The sequence below is a fragment of the Comamonas avium genome, assembly GCF_014836675.1.
Classification (GTDB): Bacteria; Pseudomonadota; Gammaproteobacteria; order Burkholderiales; family Burkholderiaceae_C; genus Comamonas; species Comamonas avium.
The window spans coordinates 466,704-486,001 of record NZ_JACSQK010000004.1 but is presented as its reverse complement, the minus strand read 5'-3'; the positions used below and the strand labels follow the sequence as shown (position 1 = coordinate 486,001).

Genomic DNA, 19,298 nt, shown 5'->3' with positions numbered 1-19,298 from the left:
CTGGGGTACGCTCCAAGACGCACATTTCAGTGCGGATTGAGTGAATATAGTTTTCGTTTCTGTTCTTTTTAGACTGGATCTAAAATTTTTCATACGCTAAAGGGAATACCCTGAGTCTTGCAGCGGCTGCGGGTTGCGAAGTGAATGGCACGGTGGCCTATGCCACGAGCCACGACAGCCATGGAGCTTCACAAGCCTGATCAACGGCTGGGCGCATGAAAACGCCGACACGTCGAGTGCAAAAAAGAAAAAACCCGCTGCCACAACGGATCAGCGGGTAGAGGGTGCGCAGGGCAGAATTGTGTTTAACGGGCTGCTTTGGCGCGTCTGGCGCGCAAAATTTCATCCAGAATCAGGCTGGCGGCCCCGATACAGATGGCAATGTCAGCCACATTGAAGGCGGGGTAGTGCGAACCGCGCCAGTGAAAATCCAGAAAGTCCACCACATAGCCGTGCTGCAGGCGGTCAATCACATTGCCCAAGGCGCCGCCCAGAATGCACGAGATGGCAAAGCAAAAGAACTTTTGTTCGGGGTGCTTGCGCAGCTGCCAGACGATAAGCACGGTCGCTACCGCGCCAATGCCCACAAACAGCCAGCGCTGCCAGCCGTCGGCACTGGCCAGAAATGAAAAGGCTGCCCCGGTGTTGTGCGCGCGCACAATGTTGAAGAAGCTGGTGATGGGCGTCCAGTCACCGTATTGGTAGAAGCTCAAGATCCACTGTTTGGTGAACTGATCCACCCCAATGAGCAATGCTGCCCATAACAGCCAGGGCCAATAAGCAGGCTTGCGGATTGCACCACTGGGGAGAGTTGCCGAAGAGCGCATGGCGTGCCTTTGAAGGTGAAGTCGTTTTAAAACAATAGCGTTTAACGCCGTGAATGCTAGGTTTCAATATGAAATATATTTGAAATCTAGTGAATACAAGCGCTGGGTGCTCTTTTTGTAAGAGCGATCCCAGCGTTTGCCAGCATGTTTAAGCCTTGGTGCGCACTTCGCCGTCACCGTACAGGTTGCTGTCGCAACGGCCGCACAGTGTGGGGTGTGCGGGGTTCACGCCCACATCGTCGCGGTAGTGCCAGCAACGCTCGCACTTGGCGTGCTCGCTGGCTTTCACAGTTGTGCTCAGTGCGTCGCCGGCCACGGCAGTCGCTGCAGAGGTAATGAAGACAAACTTCAGGTCATCCCTGAGGCTTTGCAGCAGGGCCAGGTCTTCGGGCTCTGCCGTCAAAGTGACTTCAGCTTGCAAAGAAGAGCCGACAGCGCCGGTGCCGCGCACCACTTCGATGTCTTTGTTGACCACATTGCGGATTTCGCACAGACGCTTCCACTTGGCCAGCAAGGCCTCGCTGCCTTCGGGCAGATCGGTAAATTGCTCCAGGAAGATGGATTCGCTGTGACCAAAAATCTTCCACGCTTCTTCAGCGGTGAACGACAAAAACGGAGCCATCCAGCGCAGCAGCGCGTGGGTGATCTGGTGCAGTGCGGTTTGTGCCGAGCGGCGGGCCAGGCTCTTGGGTGCGCTGGTGTACAGGCGGTCCTTTAGCACGTCCAGATAAAAGCCGCCCAGGTCTTCCGAGCAGAACAACTGAATCTTGGCAACCACGGGGTGGAATTCATACACCTTGTAGTGCGCCAGGATGTCTTTTTGCAGCTCAGCCGCACGTGCCAGTGCGTACTGGTCAATCTCCAGCATGTCGGCGTAGGCCACCGATTCGGTGGCGGCATCGAAGTCGCTGGTATTGGCCAGCAAAAAGCGCAGCGTGTTGCGAATGCGGCGGTAGCTGTCCACCACGCGGGCCAAGATTTTGTCGTCGATACCCAGATCGCCCGAGTAATCGGTCGAAGCCACCCACAGGCGGATGATTTCTGCGCCCATCTTGTTGGACACGTCCTGCGGGGCCACGGTGTTGCCCACGGACTTGGACATCTTCTTGCCCTGACCGTCCACGGTGAAACCGTGCGTTAGCAGACCGCGATACGGCGCACGGCCGAAGATGGCCGAGGACAGCAGCAGCGAACTGTGGAACCAGCCACGGTGCTGGTCATGGCCTTCCAGATACAGGTCGGCCTCGGGGCCTTTGTCGTGGTGATGCTCAGGGTGCGTGCCGCGCAGCACGTGCCAGAAGGTGGAGCCAGAGTCAAACCACACTTCCAGAATGTCGGTGCTCTTGGTGTAGTGCTTGGCTTCTTCAGTGCCCAGAATTTCTTCGGTGGTCACGCGGCTCCAGGCCTCGATACCGCCGGTCTCGACCATGGCTGCCGCCTGGTCGATGATCTCCATGGTGCGGGGGTGCAACGCGCCCGTATCCACATGCAGGAAGAAAGGTATGGGCACACCCCAGCTTCGCTGACGCGAGATGCACCAGTCCGGGCGGCCTGCGATCATGGAGCGCAGGCGGTCCTGGCCATTTTCGGGGTAGAAGCTGGTTTGCTCGATGGCATCCAGCGCAATCTGACGCAACGTTTGCGCAGGTTTTTGCGCAGGGTCGGTGAACACGCCTTCGCCTTCGTCCATGCGGATGAACCACTGCGCAGCGGCGCGGTAGATCACCGGCGTCTTGTGGCGCCAGCAATGCGGGTAACTGTGCGTCAGGCTGGTGGTGTCCATCAGGCGATTGGCTACCTTCAGGGCGTCAAGAATAACGGGCACGGCCTTCCAGATGTGCTGGCCGCCAAACATGGGCAGATCGGCTGCGTACACGCCGTTGCCTTGCACGGGGTTGAGAATGTTCTTGTACTCCATGCCATTGCTGATGCAGGAGTTGAAGTCATCCACACCATAGGCGGGGGCCGAGTGCACGATACCGGTACCGTCGTCGGCGGTGGCGTATTCGGCCAGATACACGGGAGAGATGCGGTCAAAGCCCTTGTCCACGTGCGCCAGCGGGTGCTTGAAGGGCATGTGGTCCAGCTGTTTGCCCTGGGCTGTGGCCACCACGGCGCCTTCCATCTTCCAGCGTGCCAGGCACTTTTCAACCAACGCAGAGGCCAGCACCAGCAGGCCACGTTCGGTGTCCACCAGGCTGTATTCCAGATCGGGGTTGACGTTCAGCGCCTGGTTGGCAGGAATGGTCCACGCGGTGGTGGTCCAGATCACCACAAAGGCTTCTTTGTTCAGCGAAGGCAGGCCAAAGGCGGCAGCCAGCTTGGCGGGCTCGGCGGCAGGGAACATCACATCCAGCGTCTGCGACTGCTTGTCTGCGTATTCGATCTCAAACTCGGCCAGCGACGACGCGCAGTCAAAGCACCAGTACACGGGCTTGAGACCGCGGTAGACAAAGCCACGCTCCATCACCTTCTTCAAGGCGCGCAACTCGGCGGCCTCGTTGGCGTAGTTCATGGTTTTGTAGGGGTGATCCCATTCACCCAGGACACCCAGGCGCTTGAAGTCCACCATTTGCTGTGCGATCTGCGCGGTGGCAAAAGCGCGGCTCTTGGCCTGCATCTCGTCGCGGGGCAGGTTGCGGCCATGCAGCTTTTCAATGGCGTTTTCGATGGGCAGGCCGTGGCAATCCCAGCCGGGTGCGTACAGCGCGTCGTAGCCTTCCAGCTGGCGGCTCTTGACGATCATGTCCTTGAGCACCTTGTTCACTGCATGTCCGATGTGGATCTGTCCGTTGGCGTACGGTGGGCCGTCGTGCAAGATGAACTTGGGCGCACCCGCACGGGCCACACGCAATTTCTTGTAGACGCCTTGCTCATCCCAGTCCTTGGCCCACTGGGGCTCGCGCTTGGGCAAATCGCCGCGCATGGGGAATGGCGTGTCAGGCATATTCAGCGTGGCGCGGTACACGGACGCTTCGGGCTTGTTGGATTTCGATTCAGACATGGGGGAACCTTGAAGGCATGCCGGGCTTTAGGGCCGGGCTAAAAAAGCGGGGGAGGAGCACCGGGCGCAGCCGGCACCCGAGCTGACGAAGGCGAGCGTCAAATTCGGTCGCGCGTGGTTTGGCGATGCGTTTCGGTATAGGTTGCGAAAAACGCGCGCGCGTCATCGCAGTCCCTGGCAATGCCTTCAGTGAGGGCGGCCAGACTGTCGTATTTCAGCTCGTCGTGCAGTTTGTGCAAAAGTTCCACGCGGATGATTTTACCGTAGCCCCCTTCGCCACCGAGTTGAGGCGGCCAATCGAGGCAATGGGTCTCTAGCAAGACGCGCCCGCCATTGACATCGTTGGGGTCAATGGAAGGGCGCACCCCCAGGTTGGCGACACCGCGCAGCGGCGCTTCGGTCAAGCCATGCACCAGTACGGCAAAAATGCCGCTGGCAGCGGGTTTCCAGTGGTTAAAGCGCAGGTTCAAGGTGCGAAATCCGTCCATGGCACCGGGGGCTGATTCGGCCAACTGGCGCCCCAGCTTGCGGCCATGAACCACATGACCGGAGATGGTGTAGGGGTGTCCCAGCATCTGCGCGGCCAAAGCCATATTTCCCTGCGCCAGGGCAGCACGCACGGTGGTGCTGGAGACACGCTCGCCATGTACCTCGTAGCTGTTCATGCGCGCCACATCAAACCCCAGCTTTTGACCGGCGGCATCCAGCATGGCGTAGTCACCAGCACGCTGGGAGCCAAACTTGAAGTCATCGCCCACCAAAATATATTGGGCACCCAGACCATCCAGAAGGACTTGCTGAATAAATGCCTCTGGTGACTGGCTGGCCAAGGCTTGGTTAAAGGGCAGAACCACCACTTGGTCCACACCACAAAACTCCAGTTGCGAGAGCTTGTCGCGCAGCGTGCCTACACGGGCAGGTGCCAGCTCAGGCTTCTTGAATTTTTCAGCGAAGTAGTCGCGCGGGTGCGGCTCAAACGTCAGGACGCAAGTGGGAATATGGCGCTGCGCAGCTTCGGCGGACAGCAATGCCAGCATGGCTTGGTGTCCCCGGTGTACGCCGTCAAAGTTGCCGATCGTGACGGCGCAATGTGGGGCCAATCCCGGGTGCTTGAATCCGCGAAAAATCTTCATTGTGTGCTTGGGTTTTTATAGCTTGCAAAACCTGCCGTATGTGTCGTGGTGGCAGGTTGTCACCGAAAGCAAGTATATTGCTCTGAAGATGGACGGCGCGCTTAGCCCGACTGCGGGTGACACAGCATTGCCTGCCGTTATGCAAGGAGGCCGAACGTGAGAGTTTTGAAGCTGTCCGCCCATGGCTTGCCCCAGTCATGGATCACGCTGGAAGATGCCGTGCTGCACTACGCCGCAGATGATGTGCGCTGGACCATGGGATCCTCTGTGGCTGTATTTCACGGTGGACATAACGCTGCAACAGGCCAGCAGTCGTGCATTGAAGTGCACAGCATCATCGGCACGCGTGGCGTGCCCCGTGTCAACCCCCATGGCATGAAACCGGGCTTGACCAATACCAAGCTCTTCGCCCGCGACTGCAATGTGTGCGCCTATTGCGGCAAGACCCTGGCGGTGGAGCACCTGACGCGCGAGCACATCCTGCCCATCTGTCAGCAGGGCCAGAACACCTGGATGAATCTGGTCACGGCCTGTAAAGGCTGCAATCACCGCAAAGGCCCTCGTACTCCTGAGCAGGCGCGCATGCCGCTGCTATATGCACCCTATGTACCCAGCATCTGGGAGGACTTCATTCTTCGCAACCGCCGCATCCTGGCCGATCAAATGGAGTTTTTGCGCATGCATGTGCCCAAGACATCGCGGCAGGCACAGAGCAAAGACCATGCTTTAGAGTTTGAAAATTGCAGCGATGCCTGAAATCAGCTCTGGCTGCGTGGTGAAATATAGGGTTTTCCCTTAATTGCACATGCCACCATGATTGTTCAAGAGCGACCCAATGGGCTGACCTTATTTCTCATCTCGAGAGGGTCCGTTCTGCAGCGCATCCGTTGGAAGCTCAGCCTCAACATCTTGCTGGCAGCACTGGTGACTCTGGCTCACGGCAACCTGTTCGATATCAAGATCACGGTCACCCCTATTCCTTTCACACTGATTGGTTTGCCGCTGGCCATTTTTCTGGGCTTCAGGAACAACACCGCTTACGACCGTTACTGGGAAGGGCGCAAGCTGTGGGGGGATCTGAACATTCGAGCCCGGGTTTTGGCGCGCCAGTGTCTGAGCCTGATTGGTCTGGATCAGCCACTGGATCCGAGTAACCGCGAAGGGGACGTGCGCGTGCGCATCGTGCACCGCGCGATTGCCCATGCCCATGCCTTGCGCGCTCAGTTGCGTGACCACGTAGATGACCGTTCCGTGGAGCGCTGGCTGACTGCTGCAGATTGGGACAAAGTGCGCAACCTGCCTTTGCCCTATCGAGGTGATGCCATCGTGCAAGCGAATGCCAATGACCTGGCAGAGTGTTTGCGTCAAGGGCTGATGGACCCTTGCACCGCCACCAAGATGGATGAAACGCTGACGCACATGACATTTGCCGCAGCCTCGTGCGAGCGCCTGCGCTACACCCCCATTCCGTTTTCGTACACCTTGTTGTTGCACCGTACAGCCCACCTGTACTGTTTTTTGCTACCTTTCGGGCTGGTGGATGTGACAGGTTTCATGACACCTTTTGTGGTGGCCATTGTGGCTTACACCTTCTTTGGCCTGGATGCGCTGGGCGATGAACTGGAGGAGCCTTTTGGTACAGAGAACAACGATCTGCCACTCGATGCCATGTGCCGCAGTATGGAAATCAATCTGCTGCAATTACTGGGCGACCCAGATTTGCCAGCGCCCATGCAACCTGTGGAGTGCAGGCTGACCTGAAGACGCACAGCGCAGACTGGAGCTGAAAAAAAGGCCACCGCAAGGTGGCCTTTTTGCTCATTGTGGGTGCAGGTTATGTATCAGCTACGCCTGCGGTGGCTTGCATACGTGCGCAGACTTCGCCCAGATGGTGCAGGCTGTCACCGTAGGTCATCTCCAGTTGTGTCAGCTTTTTGAACTGGTGCGAAACGATGTACTCATCCGTTACACCAATGCCACCGTGCAGTTGCACGGCTTGCTGCCCGACAAAACGCATGGATTGGCCTAGCTGCACGCGCGCACGAGCAATGGCGCGGCGGCGCTGTTCGGCGGGCTGCTCCAGCTGCAGGCTGGCGTAGTAGCTCATGGACCGTGCCAGCTCCAGCTGCATCTTCATATCGGCAAGGCGGTGGCGTAAGGCCTGAAAGCTGGCAATCGCCACGCCAAACTGCTTGCGCTGGTTCAGGTAGTCGGCGGTGATGGTCATCACCTGGTCCATCACCCCCACAGCCTCGGCACAGACTGCGGCGCTGCCGATATCGACAGCCAGCTCCAGCGCAGCCAGCCCTTCGGGTGTAACCAGCGTGGCGGGGCTGTGTTCGGCTTCGACTTCAGCTGCGCGGCTACCGTCTTGGGTGAGATAGCCGCGTGTGGTTACGCCCGGCGCGCTGCGCTCCAGCAGAAACAATGCCTGTGTGCCATTGAGCAGGGCTGGTACCAAGAAGGCATCGGCCTGATCGCCTGCAGGAACTAAGCTTTTGTGAGCTGTCAGCGTATATCCAGTGGGCGTTTGGGTTGCCTTTGACTCGCATTTATCAAGGCGATAGCGCGCACGGCGTTCCTGGTGTGCCAGCACCACCAGCGCTTCGCCACTGGCAATGCGGGGCAGCCAATCGGCTTGCACGGTATCGGTGCCGTAATTGGCCAGTACCTTGGCGGCTATCAAGCTTTGCGCCAGTGGCTCCAGCACCATGCCTCGGCCCATCTCTTCCATCACCACCATGGCTTCCACGGCGCCCATGCCCATGCCACCGTGCTCTTCGGGCACGTTCAAGGCGGTCAGGCCCAGTTCGGCCAGGGCATTCCAGGTATCGCGGCTAAAACCGCCAGCGGCTACCGCTGCACGGCGGTGCTCAAAACTGTAGGCCTTATCTACCCAGCGGCGGGCAGCATCACGCAGTTGCTGCTGATCGTCAGAAAAATCGAAATCCATGTGCTTGTCTCCCTGTCTTAACCCAGCAGCGTCTGAGCGACGATGTTTCTTTGAACTTCATTGCTGCCACCGTAAATGGTGGTTTTGCGCATGTTGAAGTAGCGGCTGGCCAGCGGCGCGTTGGCCACCTCGCCACCGGGAAAGTCACCTTGCCAGCCTGCGGCCATGGCCTCTTGGATGAAAGGCAGGCTGTAGGGTCCGGCGGCCAGCATCATCAACTCGGTGTAACGTTGCTGGATTTCGCTGCCCTTGATCTTGAGCAGGCCTGCAATGTCCAGCGAGTTCTTGCCGCTTTTCTCAGCCGACAGCACGCGCAGCACCAGCATTTCCAGCGCCACGATGTCCACTTCCAGCAGGGCGATCTGGTCGCGAAAGCGCTGGTCTTCCCACACGCCTTCTTGCTTGGCAATGCGTTTGAGGCGCTCCAGCTCGCGCTTGCTGCGGTTTACATCGGCAATGTTGGTGCGTTCGTGGGCCAGCAAGTGCTTGGCGTAGGTCCAGCCCTTGTTTTCTTCGCCAATCAGCTGGTCAGCGGGCACTTTCACGTTGTCAAAAAAGACTTCGTTGACTTCGCACTCGCCATCCAGCAACTTGATGGGGCGTACCGTTACACCGGGGCTTTTCATGTCCAGCAGCAAGAAGCTGATGCCGGTTTGCGGCTTGCCTTCGTTGCTGGTGCGCACCAGATTGAACATCCAGTCGCCATGCTGGCCCAGTGTGGTCCAGGTCTTTTGGCCGTTGACAATGTAGTGGTCGCCCACGCGCTCGGCGCGGGTTTTGACGCTGGCCAGGTCAGAGCCCGAACCGGGTTCGCTGTAGCCCTGGCTCCACCAGACTTCACCGCTGGCAATTCCGGGCAAGAAGCGCTTTTGCTGCTCAGGGGTGCCAAATGCCATGATGACCGGGGCCACCATCACGGGGCCAAACGGCACGATGGCGGGAGCACCTGCGCGGGCCAGCTCTTCGGCAAATACGTGCTTTTGCACAGCCCCCCAACCGGGGCCACCGAATGCCTGTGGCCAGCCATAGGCCAGCCAGCCTTTTTTACCAAGCACCTTGGCCCAGCCTTGAATGTCATCACGGCTCAGGCGTTGGTCTTCGCGCACCTTGGTGGCCAGTGCGGGGTCGAGGTGGTCATTGAGCCAAGCGCGTACTTCTTCGCGGAAGGCCTGTTCTTCGGGCGTGTATGCCAAGTCCATGCAGGTGCTCTCCTAGTTAGCAAGACGGACATCCAGTCCGCCATGACAGAGAGCTTGCAGCGGCCTGCTGCTGCGCAGCAACAGGGGGAACGCGGAGAACTTGTCGCTTAGGTGCCTCTGGTTCCGTTAGGCGGAATCACCCAATGCCGTGCACAGGCGCTGTACCTGTGCTTCAAGAGCGGTCACGCGCGCTTCCAGGGTTTCAATGCGCGATGCATCTGTGCATGGACCTACTGTGGCATTGCTACCACTGTGTACGGGCACAACGGGGGTGCCGCACAGCAAATGCGCCCAGCGTGCTTCCCGGGCACCGGGGGCCTTGGGCTGCAATTGCACCAGTGCACCGCCTTTTTCTTCACTGCGCTCTTGCAGCTCTTCTAGAAAAGCTTCCACTGATCCGGTGTCGGCAAAACGGTGCCAGCGCTCGGCGTTGGTGCGCAGTTCGGCTGCGGTTTGTGGGCCACGCAGCATCAGCAGCCCCAGCAGGGCGCTGGCCTGGCTGGGCACGCCCAGCACGCGTTCAAAGTTGTGCTCCCAGCGCATGGCGCGCTGGCCGCTGACTTCCATCACCAGATGGCGGTCACGCAGACTGTCCAGCGTGGCCAGAATGTCCGCATCGCTCAGCTGCATCACTGGGTCACGGCTGGTTTTCTGGTTACAACCGCTGGCCAGGCTGTTGAGCGTCATGGGGTAGCTGTCTGGCACGGTGCGCGCTTTTTCCATGAGGGTGGCAAGCACACGTGCTTCAGTCGGAGACAGGGGATGGTTCTGATGGTCGAAGGTCATGGCAGGGATAATTGCGGCGCAATGAAAAACATCGTGATTTTGATCTCTGGCGGCGGATCCAATATGGCTGCCATTGTGAAGGCAGCCAAACAGCAGGACTGGGAGCGCCGCTATGGCGCTCGTGTGGCGGCTGTCGTGAGTAACAAGGCGGATGCACAGGGCTTGGTTTTTGCCAAGGACCACGGCATTGCCACCGAGGTGTTGAACCACAAGCAGTTTGACAGCCGTGAGGCTTTTGATGCCCAACTGGCGCAGGTGGTAGACCGTTACACCCCCACGCTGGTGGTGCTGGCCGGCTTCATGCGTATTCTGACGCCGGGCTTTGTGCAGCACTTTGAAGGCCGAATGGTCAACATCCACCCCTCATTGCTGCCAGCCTTTACTGGTTTGCATACCCACCAGCGGGCGATTGATGCGGGCTGCAAGTTTGCCGGCTGCAGTGTGCATGGCGTGACGGCCGAGCTGGATGTGGGCCCCATTCTGGATCAGGCCGCCGTTCCTGTTTTGCCAGACGATACTGCACAGACACTGGCCGCGCGCGTGCTTACACAAGAGCATGTGATCTATCCGCGCGCCGTAGCAGCTTTCCTACAAAAGCACTGAGTAAGCGGCTCAGGCCAGGCCCATGGCGGTGCCCAGGGCGGGATTGCCCGCTGCACTGACTTGCGTAGCTGCGCTGTGCATGTCTGCTTCACTGCGGTTTTGGCTGAGTTTGAACTTGGCCTCAACGCGCTGCACGGCAATCTCAATGCCGACGATGTTCGCTATCAGGCTTTCCAGGTGCTCGGGTGGCGTGTCTTTGATCTTCCATGGGCCCGCAGCATGGGGCAGTGCATGGTGGGTGCGCTGCTCGTGGGTGCGTGTGAGCTTGCCAATGGCTGCCAGTAGCCATTTTTTGTCATCGTGCAGGCGCACCGTTCCGTGGATGTGCACCACGCGGTAATTCCAGGTGGGCACCAGTTTGTGGTGTTCGTGTTTGCTGGGGTACCAGTTGGGCGAGATATAGCCTTGTTCCGCCTGAAAAATCACCAGCACCTGCGTACCGTCCTGCAGTTGTGTACATAGCGGATTGGCGCGGGCGACATGGCCAATCAGCCGCGCAGGCGCTTGATCTGGCGTTTCCAGCTCCCATGGAATGTGATTTGCATCCAGACCACTGGCATGTGCATGCACCAGCGCACCCAGAGGATGGGTGCGAATCAGATGGAAAGCGTCTGCATCGCTGGCATGAAAGTGGGCAGGTGTGTACATAGTGGTTCGTGGGTAACAAGCGGGTTCATCATGCCAAAGTAGCGCAGGTTGGCAGCAGTCTCAGACAGACCTTGGTCAGGCGATATCTGTCTTGGCAAAGCGTGGCTGGGCCACACCATCTATCACTACCGTTGCATTGAACATGGCTGCCGGGCGCACCCACAGCCCGCGTTCGCCATACAGGGCGCGGTACAGCGTCAGCGGCTCCAGTGTTTCGCTGTGACGCACTGTGTCGATCACTTCGTACAGCATGCCCTTGTAGTGGCGGTACAGGCCGGGCGGGGTGGTAATCAAGGGGGGTAGATTTTTGTCAGGCATAGAGGGTTTGTAAAAAAGAGAGCTGCCAGCGCTTGTTGGCATTGAGTTGGCAGCGTGAAAGACTTTGATCGCAAGGGTTGCACTGTGCGTCAGCAATGATTTTGCACAGCCGCAGCAGCCAGCGCGCCACCGGGATTTGTGCGCAGTGGGACAATACAGGCTATGCATCCCAAAGCCCTTCTGGACGCTTGCTCCGAACTGGTCAAGCTGACCCTCCAATTCCAACACCCGGCCGACTCCGTGGTGTCCCGTTATTTTCGCGACCATCGCAACCTGGGGCCGCGCGAGCGCGCCACGCTGGCTGAGACCGCGTACACGGTGCTGCGCAAAAAGACCTTGTTTGAATCGCTGGCCCGCTCTGGCTCCGGCCCTAAAGAACGCCGTCTGGCCATCTTGGGTTTTCACGGCCCCCGCAATTTCTTGAAAAGCGCGTTGAGCGAGCAAGAAATCAAGTGGGTGGACGAGTGCGATGCCATCAAGCCCGAAGAGCTGATGCCCCAGCACCGCCATAACCTGCCCCAGTGGATGGCCGATGCCCTGCAAGCCCAGGTGGGTGACCAATTTGAAGCATTGGCCGCCAGCATGCTGGAAATTGCCCCGCTGGACCTGCGTGTCAATGCCTTGAATGCCAAGCGCGAAGCCGTGCAGAAAGAGCTGGCCAAGGCTGGCATCAAGGCTGTGCCCACGCCGTACTCGCCGTGGGGCCTGCGCATTGATGAAAAGCCTGCGCTGACCCGTCTGGAAGCCTTTCAGGAAGGCCGCATCGAGGTGCAAGACGAAGGCTCGCAGCTGCTGGCTTTGTTGCTGGATGCCAAGCGTGGCGAAATGGTGGTGGATTTTTGTGCTGGCGCGGGCGGTAAAACGCTGGCCATTGGTGCCCAAATGCGCAACACAGGTCGCCTGTATGCGTTTGACGTATCCGCCCACCGTCTGGAGGCATTGAAACCCCGTCTGGCACGCAGTGGTCTGTCGAACGTGCACCCCGCAGCTCTGGCGCACGAGCGCGATGAGCGGGTCAAACGCCTGTCCGGCAAGATTGACCGGGTACTGGTGGATGCCCCTTGCTCGGGCCTGGGCACCTTGCGCCGCAACCCTGACTTGAAGTGGCGCCAGGACCAGACGGCTATTGCCGAGCTGACTGCCAAGCAAACGGCCATCCTGGCCAGCGCTGCGCGCATGGTGAAGTCCGGCGGTCGCTTGGTGTACGCCACCTGCTCCGTGCTGCCTGAAGAAAATGAGCTGATTGCGCAAGCGTTTCAGCAAGCGAACCCCGACTTCGTGCCTCTGGATGCAGGCGAAACGCTGGCCCAACTCAAGGTCGATAACGCCGCCAGCCTTTGCGCCGGTGGCGAAACAGGCACGCAGTACGTGCGTCTGTGGCCCCATGCTCATCAAACCGACGGTTTCTTTGCAGCCGCATGGCAACGTAAGTAAGGCTTTCCAAAGTTTTGACAGTGCTGGCGTACCGGCGCTGCCACTGCTGCAAGCAGTCCATAGCCCCATAGCCGCAAGCTAATGGGGCTTTTTTGTAGCTGCTGACACTCTCAAGAAGAACGGGCTGTTCAGCGTTAAAAGTGCATTTCTCGCCTGGATTTCCAGCATTTTCTTAATTTTTACTGCGGGCAATACTTGGCAAGCTCCGGGGGGGCTTGCATCTTCGTACCATGTCGGCATGACAACCCAATACGAAAACCTCGCCACACTGGATTTGTGGACCGACTTTTTCAAAGTTACCCCCCATGAACTGCCTGAGCGGCAGATGCGCGCACGCCGCATGAGCGGGTTCATCCGCGGTACGGCAGAGCCTGTGGCCGAAGCTGCCAGCTTGGAGCCCAGCAATGCTGTAACGCCTGCCGTGGATACCGCAGTCGACGCGGGCACTGAAGAGCTTCCCGTGGGCAAAAAAGCTGCACCCCGTGTGATTCGCGAGTGGGTGCCTGCCCAGTGGGGCTTTGTGCCGAACGCCTCCAAATCGCTCTCCGATGCCCGGCTGCGATCCATCAAACTGCAGGAAGCACGCAACGAAACCGTGAGCACCACGCAAGCTTTTCGTGATGCGTGGCTGGCGGGGCAGCGATGCATCATTCCCATGCAGGCGTTTTATGAAGACGATATGCGCAGCGGCAAAAAAGCCATTCCTACACGTATTGCGCGCGTGGATGGCCAGCCGATGGGCGTGGCAGGGGTGTGGAATAGCTGGAAAGATCCTGAAACAGGTCAAGAGCTGATGAGCTACGCGCTGTTGACTATTAATGCCAACAGCCATGCCTTGATGCGCCGTTACGGCCATGAAGGCAGTGAAAAGCGCATGCCGGCCATTTTGGGTGAGGGCACGTACGACGCTTGGTTGACAGCTCGCCAAGACAAAGCGCGCGAATTCATGCGGGCCTATCCCGCTAACTGGATGCTGGCCAATCCGGTGGAGAACAAGCAAGATAAAAAGCCAAAGGGATGGCTGGATTGATTATTGCGATAACTGCTGGTGTTTGTTGAGTGGGCGTCAGACGTTGATTTAATTCTTTTTTTGCTGCTGCAAGTTGTGTGGCAGGAGGCGGCTCGTCGCACCCGCTGGAGAATCACTCTCTTATCGCGCTCAGGTAGTAGCCAACGAAGCGCTGTGGAAGTCCTTCGATGGACATTGCTATGCACCTGTGGCGCTTCGCTCAGACAGCTGCGATGAGTTAGTCGGCTAGCGCAGCAGCCCCGTCTGGCGCTGCGCTGGTGTGCCTGCAAGGTGCGCCAGCGTGCTGCATAGATGGGGGTGGTCGCTGTCCGATTGCTTTGACAGGCGTGTGCGCTTGTAGCTGCCGTGCTGTATCTGGAAAGCAGAAAAGCCTGTTGCAATGCTTTAGCAGCAGGCTTTTGTTTTTGATAGCTGTCAGTGCTTTCAAGATGGGTGTTAGAGGCTGATTTGACTTTGCCTCTGGAGGCTGAATAAGGGGGTATCCAGAGAGGAATTACGTAAAACTCTTTTCAGCGCCACGCATTCGCGTGCCCATGGCATACGCAAGCGTTGCATATGCCATGGGTGACCTTCGAATCTCTGGCGACTGTTTGAGCAATGTCGTAAGTCCTGCCATCCATTGCTCGGTTGCAGCTCAGAGTGGATAAGAAGGTTTTAAATGTTGCTTACACAACGTCTGAAGGTAATAGGGCCCTAAAACCTGCAAAGACTTAAGCGGGTACAGCTTCGTCCAGCAGCGCATCTACCGCTGCATGCGCTGCCAGTGTTTGCGCACAGGAATCTGCCGCTTCCTCGCCCTTTTTGACAAAGTGCGCGTGGAAAAAGCCCAGTAAATCCTCGGAAGGCTGGAAGTTGTGGGGTGTCAAGGCCACCGAGAAAACAGGCACACCGGTGTCCAGTTGCACGCGCATCAGGCCGTCGACCACGGCGGCTGAAACGAACTCGTGGTGGTAGATGCCTCCGTTGACGATCACTGCGCAGCCAATGACTGCGTCAAACTTGCCGGAGGCGGCCAGTTTTTGCGCCATCAGCGGGATCTCGAAGGCACCAGGCACTTCAACCTGGTGAATACGGGCAGGTGCGGCGCCAAGCTGCTGCAGGCGCAGTGCGGCAGCGTCACGGGCCTGGTGCACCACATCGGTGTGCCAGTTGGCACTGATGATGGCGATACGGGCTTGTGCCAATGCGGCATTGGAGGAAGTTTTGGTCATGGTCTGATTCATGGGATGTGTCTTTCAAAGACGTGCAACAAATGAATCAGGGCGCGCGAAGGCAGGCGCAGCACAAAACAGGACGTGCAGGCGCACGTCCAGCCGTGGGCTGGAGAACAGGTCTTCACGTTTCTCTTTCATCCGGACTGTGACCGTCGGCTCTGGATTTGCACCAGATCTGCTGACCTTGGATGGCAGAGCCATCCAAGCGCTCGCGGGCTTACAGCTAAAGCTGCTTACCGCCGGTGGGGAATTTCACCCCGCCCTGAGAACGTATGTCGCCTATCTTTCGATGAGGCGACAAAACAGATTGTAGAACGATGGCAGTGCGTCTGCAGTCGCCATGGCCTGACAAGAGATGAAAAGGGTTAGCGCAACAAGCGGCGAGGCCAGACGCGGGTGATGCCAGCGTGCAGGCGGAGCCACCAAGGGGTTGTGGTGCTGGCAATACCCGCTTTCATCGCTGCTGGAGCTGGGTAGTAACGCAGTTGTCCTGAACTTTGCAGCGCGGTCACTTGCGCAGTCAGCATGCACGGCGCACGCCAGCTTTGACCGGAGTGCAGGCGTATCTGCAGGTTGGGCGTGCCTTCAATGCCACTCATGGGGGAGGTGCTCAGCAGTAGTGGGCCGTGGATGCAGAACAGTTCATCACCACGGGCAAGCATTAAGGCATGGCTGTGACCGGTGGTCAGTCGCAGGGAGGTGGAAAGGGGAAGGTGCTGTGTCAGGGTGTTCATACAGAGCTGCAATCAGGCAAAACAGACGGATTAGCTTAGGGATGAACCTTTGGTCTCACCAGACACAGAGATCGCCTTGTTGCACCGCAGCAGTGCAAGAAGTTGGCAGCCTGTTCTGGTCTCTGTGTGATCTATCTGTATCTGTTGCACAACAGAAGCCTAGGGCATGATGGACGCCTCCTGTGTTTGCTTGGCAATGAGACCCATGTTGACTTCTGTATCGACGGCTTCGCGCCCCCTGTACCGCCGATTGGCGGCTGAATACGTGCAGGCCATGGGTCTTGGGACGCTGCAGTTGGGGGAGAAGATGCCCTCGGTGCGCGAATTGATGCGGCGCCATCAAGTCAGTCTTTCCACTGCTTTGCAGGTGTTGCGTTATCTGGAAGAGCAAGGCTATCTGGAGGCCAAACCCCGAGTCGGCTACTTTGTGCGTGATGCACGCACGCCGTTAAGTGGCAGCCTGGCGTTGACCAGTGAGCCAGATTTAAGTCAGCCCGTGCAGCCCAATGCTCAAGCCCACTTCGTGGGGATCAATGAGCATATTTCGTTGCTGCTGGAGCGAGGACGGCAGGCGCTGGTGCACCTGGATGTTGGAGGCTGCACACCGCCTGCTGCGCTGTTTGATCACCGTTATCTGAACCAGCTGGTGGCGCGACTGTTGCGGGAGCAGCCGACCTTGCTGGTGCAGGGGCGCTCCTTGCTGGCCAATCAGGGTAACCATCCGGTGTTTCAGCAGGCCATGGCAAGGCGGGCTTTGGCCACTGGCATTCGGGTGGCCCCTGCAGATGTACTGGCAACCACTGGCAATTCGGAGGCAGTGAGCCTGGCGCTGGCTGCGGTAGCGGTGCCGGGAGATATGGTGGCAGTGGAATCGCCGACTTACTATGGTTTGCTGCAGGTGGTGGAGTCGCTCCAGCTGCAGACCCTGGAGATTCCATGCAGCCCGCGCACGGGGCTGTCGATCGAGGCCCTGGAGCTGGCTTTTCAAACCCAGCCCCGGCTGAAGGCCGTGGTCGTGGTGCCGGAGCTGCAGATGCCTTTGGGTACTCGCATGCCCGATGCGCACAAGGCGCGGCTGGTTGCGCTGTGCACGCGCTACGGCGCAGCCTTGATTGAGGATGACTCTTACGGGCTGTTTGTAGAGGGTGCGCAACCGGTCAAGCCGTTGAAAGCGTGGGACAGTGGTCTGGGGCAGGTTATTTACTGCCAAGCCTTTAACAAAAGCCTTGCGCCTGGCTTGCGTCAGGGCTGGATGAATGGTGGTCAATGGCATGGCCGGGTGCAAATGCTCAAATTTGCGCAAAGTCGCAACACCCAGACATTGGGCCAACTGGTGGTGGCCGAGGTGTTAGGGTCACCCACGCACCAGCGCAGTTTGGAGCGTTTGAAAATGCAGCTGAAAAATCAGCGCGAGTCGATGGCCCGTCTGGTTGCGCGTACTTTCCCTGTGGGAACCCGTATGAGCTTGCCTGCTGGTGGTTTGTGCCTGTGGGTTGAGCTGCCAGATGGTTTCTCTAGTGCTGCCTTGTTTGGGCAGGCGCTGGAGCAAGGCATCCGGATTGCTCCGGGCAGCATGTTTTCCAACTCCGGACGCTATGAGCATTGCCTGCGTTTGGCCTGCACACAGCCGGTCGATGCAGTGATGGAGCAAGCCATGCAACTGCTGGGTAGCATGGCTTGCGCACAGTTGGGACAAGCGCCGCGTTCCTGAGGGGGGCTAAACGGCGAGCAACAAAAAACCGCCAGAGCTTGCGCAGTGGCGGTTTTATTGTCCGAAGAAACGGCTGAATTACTTCAGCTTGGTTTCCTTGTACTCGACGTGCTTGCGAGCCTTGGGATCGAACTTGGTGATCGACATCTTTTCAGGCATCGTCTTCTTGTTCTTGGTTGTGGTGTAGAAGTGACCTGTACCGGCAGTAGAAGCCAGCTTAATCTTTTCGCGTCCGCCTTTGGAAGCCATGTTGATTCTCCTTCAGTGGAAATTAAGCTTGGCCACGGGCGCGCATGTCTGCGAGCACGGAGTCGATGCCGTTCTTGTCGATCAAACGCAGAGCAGCGCTGGAAACGCGCAAACGCACCCAGCGGTTTTCTGTTTCAACCCAGAAACGACGGTACTGCAGGTTAGGCAGGAAACGACGCTTGGTCTTGTTGTTGGCGTGGGAAACGTTGTTGCCCACCATGGGCTTCTTGCCCGTAACTTCACATACGCGTGCCATTTGGACACTCCGATATTTGAAACGGTCACCGACGCCGGATCTTTGCAGATACAAAGATGTGTCGATAACCTCACCTCGCCAGATAAAGGGTGGCGGTAGCCCAAATTTGTTACAGCAGGCGCAGTGAAAAACACCGTCCAATTGCAGCAAAGCCCGCGATTATACGGGCTTTGTGAAAAAAGGCGGGGCATGGCAGGGTTTTAGCCTCCAATACCCCTTGCAGTGGCAGTTTATTGATCCAGGAAACGCTGGGCATCCAGCGCTGCCATACAGCCTGTGCCTGCGCTGGTGATGGCTTGGCGGTACACGTGGTCCTGTACGTCACCAGCAGCAAATACGCCGGGTACGCTGGTTTGGGTGGCAAACCCCTTGTGACCGCCTTGCGTGACGATGTAGCCGTTTTCCATGGTCAGTTGACCCTGGAAAATCTCTGTGTTGGGGGCATGGCCGATGGCAATAAAACAGCCTTGCAGAGCCACATCTTCACTGTGCCCGTCCTTTGTGCTTTTGATGCGGATGCCGGTTACGCCGGATTGATCGCCCAGGACCTCTTCCAGTGTGAAATGGGTCTTGAGTTCAATTTTTCCTTCCTTGACCTTTTCCATCATGCGGTCGACCAAGATGGGCTCAGCCGTGAATTTGTCGCGGCGGTGCACCACAGTGACTTTGCTGGCGATGTTGGACAGGTACAGCGCTTCTTCAACTGCAGTGTTACCACCGCCCACGACGCATACGGGCTGGTCACGGTAGAAGAAGCCGTCGCACGTTGCGCAGCCTGAAACGCCACGACCCATGAAGGCTTCTTCGGAGGGCAGTCCCAAGTACTTGGCAGAAGCACCTGTGGCAATGATCAAGCTGTCGCAGGTGTAAGTGCCGCTGTCACCGGTGAGTGTGAACGGACGCTTGGACAGGTCCACACTGTGAATGTGGTCAAACACAAGCTGGGCCTTAAAGCGTTCTGCATGCTCCATGAAGCGCTGCATCAACTCCGGGCCTTGCACGCCATTGACGTCTGCGGGCCAGTTGTCCACTTCGGTTGTGGTCATCAACTGGCCACCTTGGGCCATGCCTGTGACCAGCATGGGGCTGAGGTTGGCGCGTGCGGCGTAGATGGCGGCGGTGTAGCCGGCAGGGCCGGAACCCAGAATCAATACTTTGGCGTGTTGGTTGGTGGACATCGTTGCTTTTCTTTGGAAGCT

At 58.3% G+C, this 19,298-nt stretch carries 19 protein-coding genes and 1 riboswitch; of the genes, 6 read left to right on the top strand and 13 right to left on the bottom strand.

Annotation, left to right across the window (positions count from 1 at the left end; all coding sequences use genetic code 11):
* Positions 1–305: 305 nt before the first annotated feature.
* From lspA to H9646_RS09990, 3 genes are all read right to left on the bottom strand, one after another.
* Positions 306–827 (bottom strand): signal peptidase II, encoded by a 522-nt coding sequence (gene lspA / locus H9646_RS10000; protein ID WP_191723209.1) that lies wholly within the window; start codon positions 825–827, stop codon positions 306–308.
* A 148-nt stretch (positions 828–975) separates the two neighbouring features.
* Positions 976–3,831, bottom strand: a complete 2,856-nt coding sequence (gene ileS, locus H9646_RS09995; protein WP_191723208.1) for an isoleucine--tRNA ligase — start codon at positions 3,829–3,831, stop codon at positions 976–978.
* 98 nt (positions 3,832–3,929) lie between these two features.
* A complete protein-coding gene (locus H9646_RS09990; RefSeq protein WP_191723207.1) occupies positions 3,930–4,964 on the bottom strand; it encodes a bifunctional riboflavin kinase/FAD synthetase in 1,035 nt (344 codons plus the stop codon).
* 156 nt (positions 4,965–5,120) lie between these two features.
* Between H9646_RS09990 and H9646_RS09985 the strand changes: the two genes are divergently transcribed.
* Positions 5,121–5,720 (top strand): HNH endonuclease, encoded by a 600-nt coding sequence (locus H9646_RS09985; RefSeq protein WP_191723206.1) that lies wholly within the window; start codon positions 5,121–5,123, stop codon positions 5,718–5,720.
* A gap of 57 nt (positions 5,721–5,777) precedes the next feature.
* Positions 5,778–6,725, top strand: a complete 948-nt coding sequence (locus H9646_RS09980) for a bestrophin family protein (protein ID WP_191723205.1) — start codon at positions 5,778–5,780, stop codon at positions 6,723–6,725.
* A gap of 73 nt (positions 6,726–6,798) precedes the next feature.
* On the opposite strand, the gene H9646_RS09975 is transcribed toward H9646_RS09980, so the two are convergent.
* From H9646_RS09975 to H9646_RS09965, 3 genes are all read right to left on the bottom strand, one after another.
* Entirely contained in the window at positions 6,799–7,917 is a 1,119-nt protein-coding gene (locus tag H9646_RS09975) for an acyl-CoA dehydrogenase family protein (protein WP_191723204.1), read from the bottom strand.
* Positions 7,918–7,934: 17 nt separating this feature from the next.
* Positions 7,935–9,116 (bottom strand): acyl-CoA dehydrogenase family protein, encoded by a 1,182-nt coding sequence (locus tag H9646_RS09970; RefSeq protein ID WP_191723203.1) that lies wholly within the window; start codon positions 9,114–9,116, stop codon positions 7,935–7,937.
* Between the two features lie 126 nt (positions 9,117–9,242).
* Positions 9,243–9,902: a YceH family protein gene (locus H9646_RS09965; RefSeq protein ID WP_191723202.1), complete on the bottom strand. Its 660-nt coding sequence runs from the start codon at positions 9,900–9,902 to the stop codon at positions 9,243–9,245.
* Between the two features lie 21 nt (positions 9,903–9,923).
* Here H9646_RS09965 and purN point away from each other — a divergent pair, with 21 nt between their 5' ends.
* Positions 9,924–10,505, top strand: a complete 582-nt coding sequence (purN, locus tag H9646_RS09960; protein ID WP_191723201.1) for a phosphoribosylglycinamide formyltransferase — start codon at positions 9,924–9,926, stop codon at positions 10,503–10,505.
* A 9-nt stretch (positions 10,506–10,514) separates the two neighbouring features.
* Here purN and H9646_RS09955 read toward each other — a convergent pair whose 3' ends face one another.
* Both H9646_RS09955 and H9646_RS09950 read right to left on the bottom strand, forming a co-directional pair.
* The gene (locus tag H9646_RS09955) at positions 10,515–11,153 is read right to left on the bottom strand and encodes an FMN-binding negative transcriptional regulator (protein WP_191723200.1); all 639 of its coding nucleotides are present in this window, start codon (positions 11,151–11,153) and stop codon (positions 10,515–10,517) included.
* Positions 11,154–11,228: 75 nt separating this feature from the next.
* Positions 11,229–11,471 carry a DUF1653 domain-containing protein gene (locus H9646_RS09950; protein WP_191723199.1) on the bottom strand — a complete coding sequence of 81 codons (243 nt, stop codon included), beginning with the start codon at positions 11,469–11,471 and terminating at the stop codon, positions 11,229–11,231.
* A gap of 162 nt (positions 11,472–11,633) precedes the next feature.
* Between H9646_RS09950 and H9646_RS09945 the strand changes: the two genes are divergently transcribed.
* Together H9646_RS09945 and H9646_RS09940 are read left to right on the top strand one after the other, a co-directional pair.
* Positions 11,634–12,905 (top strand): RsmB/NOP family class I SAM-dependent RNA methyltransferase, encoded by a 1,272-nt coding sequence (locus H9646_RS09945; RefSeq protein WP_191723198.1) that lies wholly within the window; start codon positions 11,634–11,636, stop codon positions 12,903–12,905.
* A gap of 238 nt (positions 12,906–13,143) precedes the next feature.
* Positions 13,144–13,935 carry an SOS response-associated peptidase gene (locus H9646_RS09940; protein WP_191723197.1) on the top strand — a complete coding sequence of 264 codons (792 nt, stop codon included), beginning with the start codon at positions 13,144–13,146 and terminating at the stop codon, positions 13,933–13,935.
* Between the two features lie 710 nt (positions 13,936–14,645).
* Here H9646_RS09940 and H9646_RS09935 read toward each other — a convergent pair.
* Together H9646_RS09935 and H9646_RS09930 are read right to left on the bottom strand one after the other, a co-directional pair.
* Positions 14,646–15,158, bottom strand: a complete 513-nt coding sequence (locus H9646_RS09935) for a 6,7-dimethyl-8-ribityllumazine synthase (RefSeq protein WP_225214089.1) — start codon at positions 15,156–15,158, stop codon at positions 14,646–14,648.
* A gap of 112 nt (positions 15,159–15,270) precedes the next feature.
* Positions 15,271–15,423: riboswitch (FMN riboswitch) on the bottom strand.
* 91 nt (positions 15,424–15,514) lie between these two features.
* Complete coding sequence (locus tag H9646_RS09930; RefSeq protein ID WP_191723196.1) at positions 15,515–15,883, bottom strand: hypothetical protein; 369 nt, start codon at positions 15,881–15,883, stop codon at positions 15,515–15,517.
* Between the two features lie 205 nt (positions 15,884–16,088).
* Here H9646_RS09930 and H9646_RS09925 point away from each other — a divergent pair, with 205 nt between their 5' ends.
* Entirely contained in the window at positions 16,089–17,594 is a 1,506-nt protein-coding gene (locus tag H9646_RS09925) for an aminotransferase-like domain-containing protein (protein WP_225214088.1), read from the top strand.
* A 78-nt stretch (positions 17,595–17,672) separates the two neighbouring features.
* On the opposite strand, the gene rpmG is transcribed toward H9646_RS09925, so the two are convergent.
* From rpmG to trxB, 3 genes are all read right to left on the bottom strand, one after another.
* Complete coding sequence (gene rpmG, locus H9646_RS09920; protein WP_191723194.1) at positions 17,673–17,843, bottom strand: 50S ribosomal protein L33; 171 nt, start codon at positions 17,841–17,843, stop codon at positions 17,673–17,675.
* 22 nt (positions 17,844–17,865) lie between these two features.
* Positions 17,866–18,099, bottom strand: a complete 234-nt coding sequence (gene rpmB / locus H9646_RS09915) for a 50S ribosomal protein L28 (RefSeq protein ID WP_066539714.1) — start codon at positions 18,097–18,099, stop codon at positions 17,866–17,868.
* A 230-nt stretch (positions 18,100–18,329) separates the two neighbouring features.
* Positions 18,330–19,277: a thioredoxin-disulfide reductase gene (gene trxB / locus H9646_RS09910; RefSeq protein WP_191723193.1), complete on the bottom strand. Its 948-nt coding sequence runs from the start codon at positions 19,275–19,277 to the stop codon at positions 18,330–18,332.
* Between the last annotated feature and the right edge of the window lie 21 nt (positions 19,278–19,298).

What these genes read in the sequence shown, in the direction of transcription:
- lspA (WP_191723209.1), bottom strand. Translation starts at nt 827, where the DNA reads ATGCGCTCTTCGGCAACTCTCCCCAGTGGTGCAATCCGCAAGCCTGCT.
- ileS (WP_191723208.1), bottom strand. Translation starts at nt 3,831, where the DNA reads ATGTCTGAATCGAAATCCAACAAGCCCGAAGCGTCCGTGTACCGCGCC.
- H9646_RS09990 (WP_191723207.1), bottom strand. Translation starts at nt 4,964, where the DNA reads ATGAAGATTTTTCGCGGATTCAAGCACCCGGGATTGGCCCCACATTGC.
- H9646_RS09980 (WP_191723205.1), top strand. Translation starts at nt 5,778, where the DNA reads ATGATTGTTCAAGAGCGACCCAATGGGCTGACCTTATTTCTCATCTCG.
- H9646_RS09975 (WP_191723204.1), bottom strand. Translation starts at nt 7,917, where the DNA reads ATGGATTTCGATTTTTCTGACGATCAGCAGCAACTGCGTGATGCTGCC.
- H9646_RS09970 (WP_191723203.1), bottom strand. Translation starts at nt 9,116, where the DNA reads ATGGACTTGGCATACACGCCCGAAGAACAGGCCTTCCGCGAAGAAGTA.
- H9646_RS09965 (WP_191723202.1), bottom strand. Translation starts at nt 9,902, where the DNA reads ATGACCTTCGACCATCAGAACCATCCCCTGTCTCCGACTGAAGCACGT.
- purN (WP_191723201.1), top strand. Translation starts at nt 9,924, where the DNA reads ATGAAAAACATCGTGATTTTGATCTCTGGCGGCGGATCCAATATGGCT.
- H9646_RS09955 (WP_191723200.1), bottom strand. Translation starts at nt 11,153, where the DNA reads ATGTACACACCTGCCCACTTTCATGCCAGCGATGCAGACGCTTTCCAT.
- H9646_RS09950 (WP_191723199.1), bottom strand. Translation starts at nt 11,471, where the DNA reads ATGCCTGACAAAAATCTACCCCCCTTGATTACCACCCCGCCCGGCCTG.
- H9646_RS09945 (WP_191723198.1), top strand. Translation starts at nt 11,634, where the DNA reads ATGCATCCCAAAGCCCTTCTGGACGCTTGCTCCGAACTGGTCAAGCTG.
- H9646_RS09940 (WP_191723197.1), top strand. Translation starts at nt 13,144, where the DNA reads ATGACAACCCAATACGAAAACCTCGCCACACTGGATTTGTGGACCGAC.
- H9646_RS09935 (WP_225214089.1), bottom strand. Translation starts at nt 15,158, where the DNA reads ATGAATCAGACCATGACCAAAACTTCCTCCAATGCCGCATTGGCACAA.
- H9646_RS09930 (WP_191723196.1), bottom strand. Translation starts at nt 15,883, where the DNA reads ATGAACACCCTGACACAGCACCTTCCCCTTTCCACCTCCCTGCGACTG.
- H9646_RS09925 (WP_225214088.1), top strand. Translation starts at nt 16,089, where the DNA reads ATGTTGACTTCTGTATCGACGGCTTCGCGCCCCCTGTACCGCCGATTG.
- rpmG (WP_191723194.1), bottom strand. Translation starts at nt 17,843, where the DNA reads ATGGCTTCCAAAGGCGGACGCGAAAAGATTAAGCTGGCTTCTACTGCC.
- rpmB (WP_066539714.1), bottom strand. Translation starts at nt 18,099, where the DNA reads ATGGCACGCGTATGTGAAGTTACGGGCAAGAAGCCCATGGTGGGCAAC.
- trxB (WP_191723193.1), bottom strand. Translation starts at nt 19,277, where the DNA reads ATGTCCACCAACCAACACGCCAAAGTATTGATTCTGGGTTCCGGCCCT.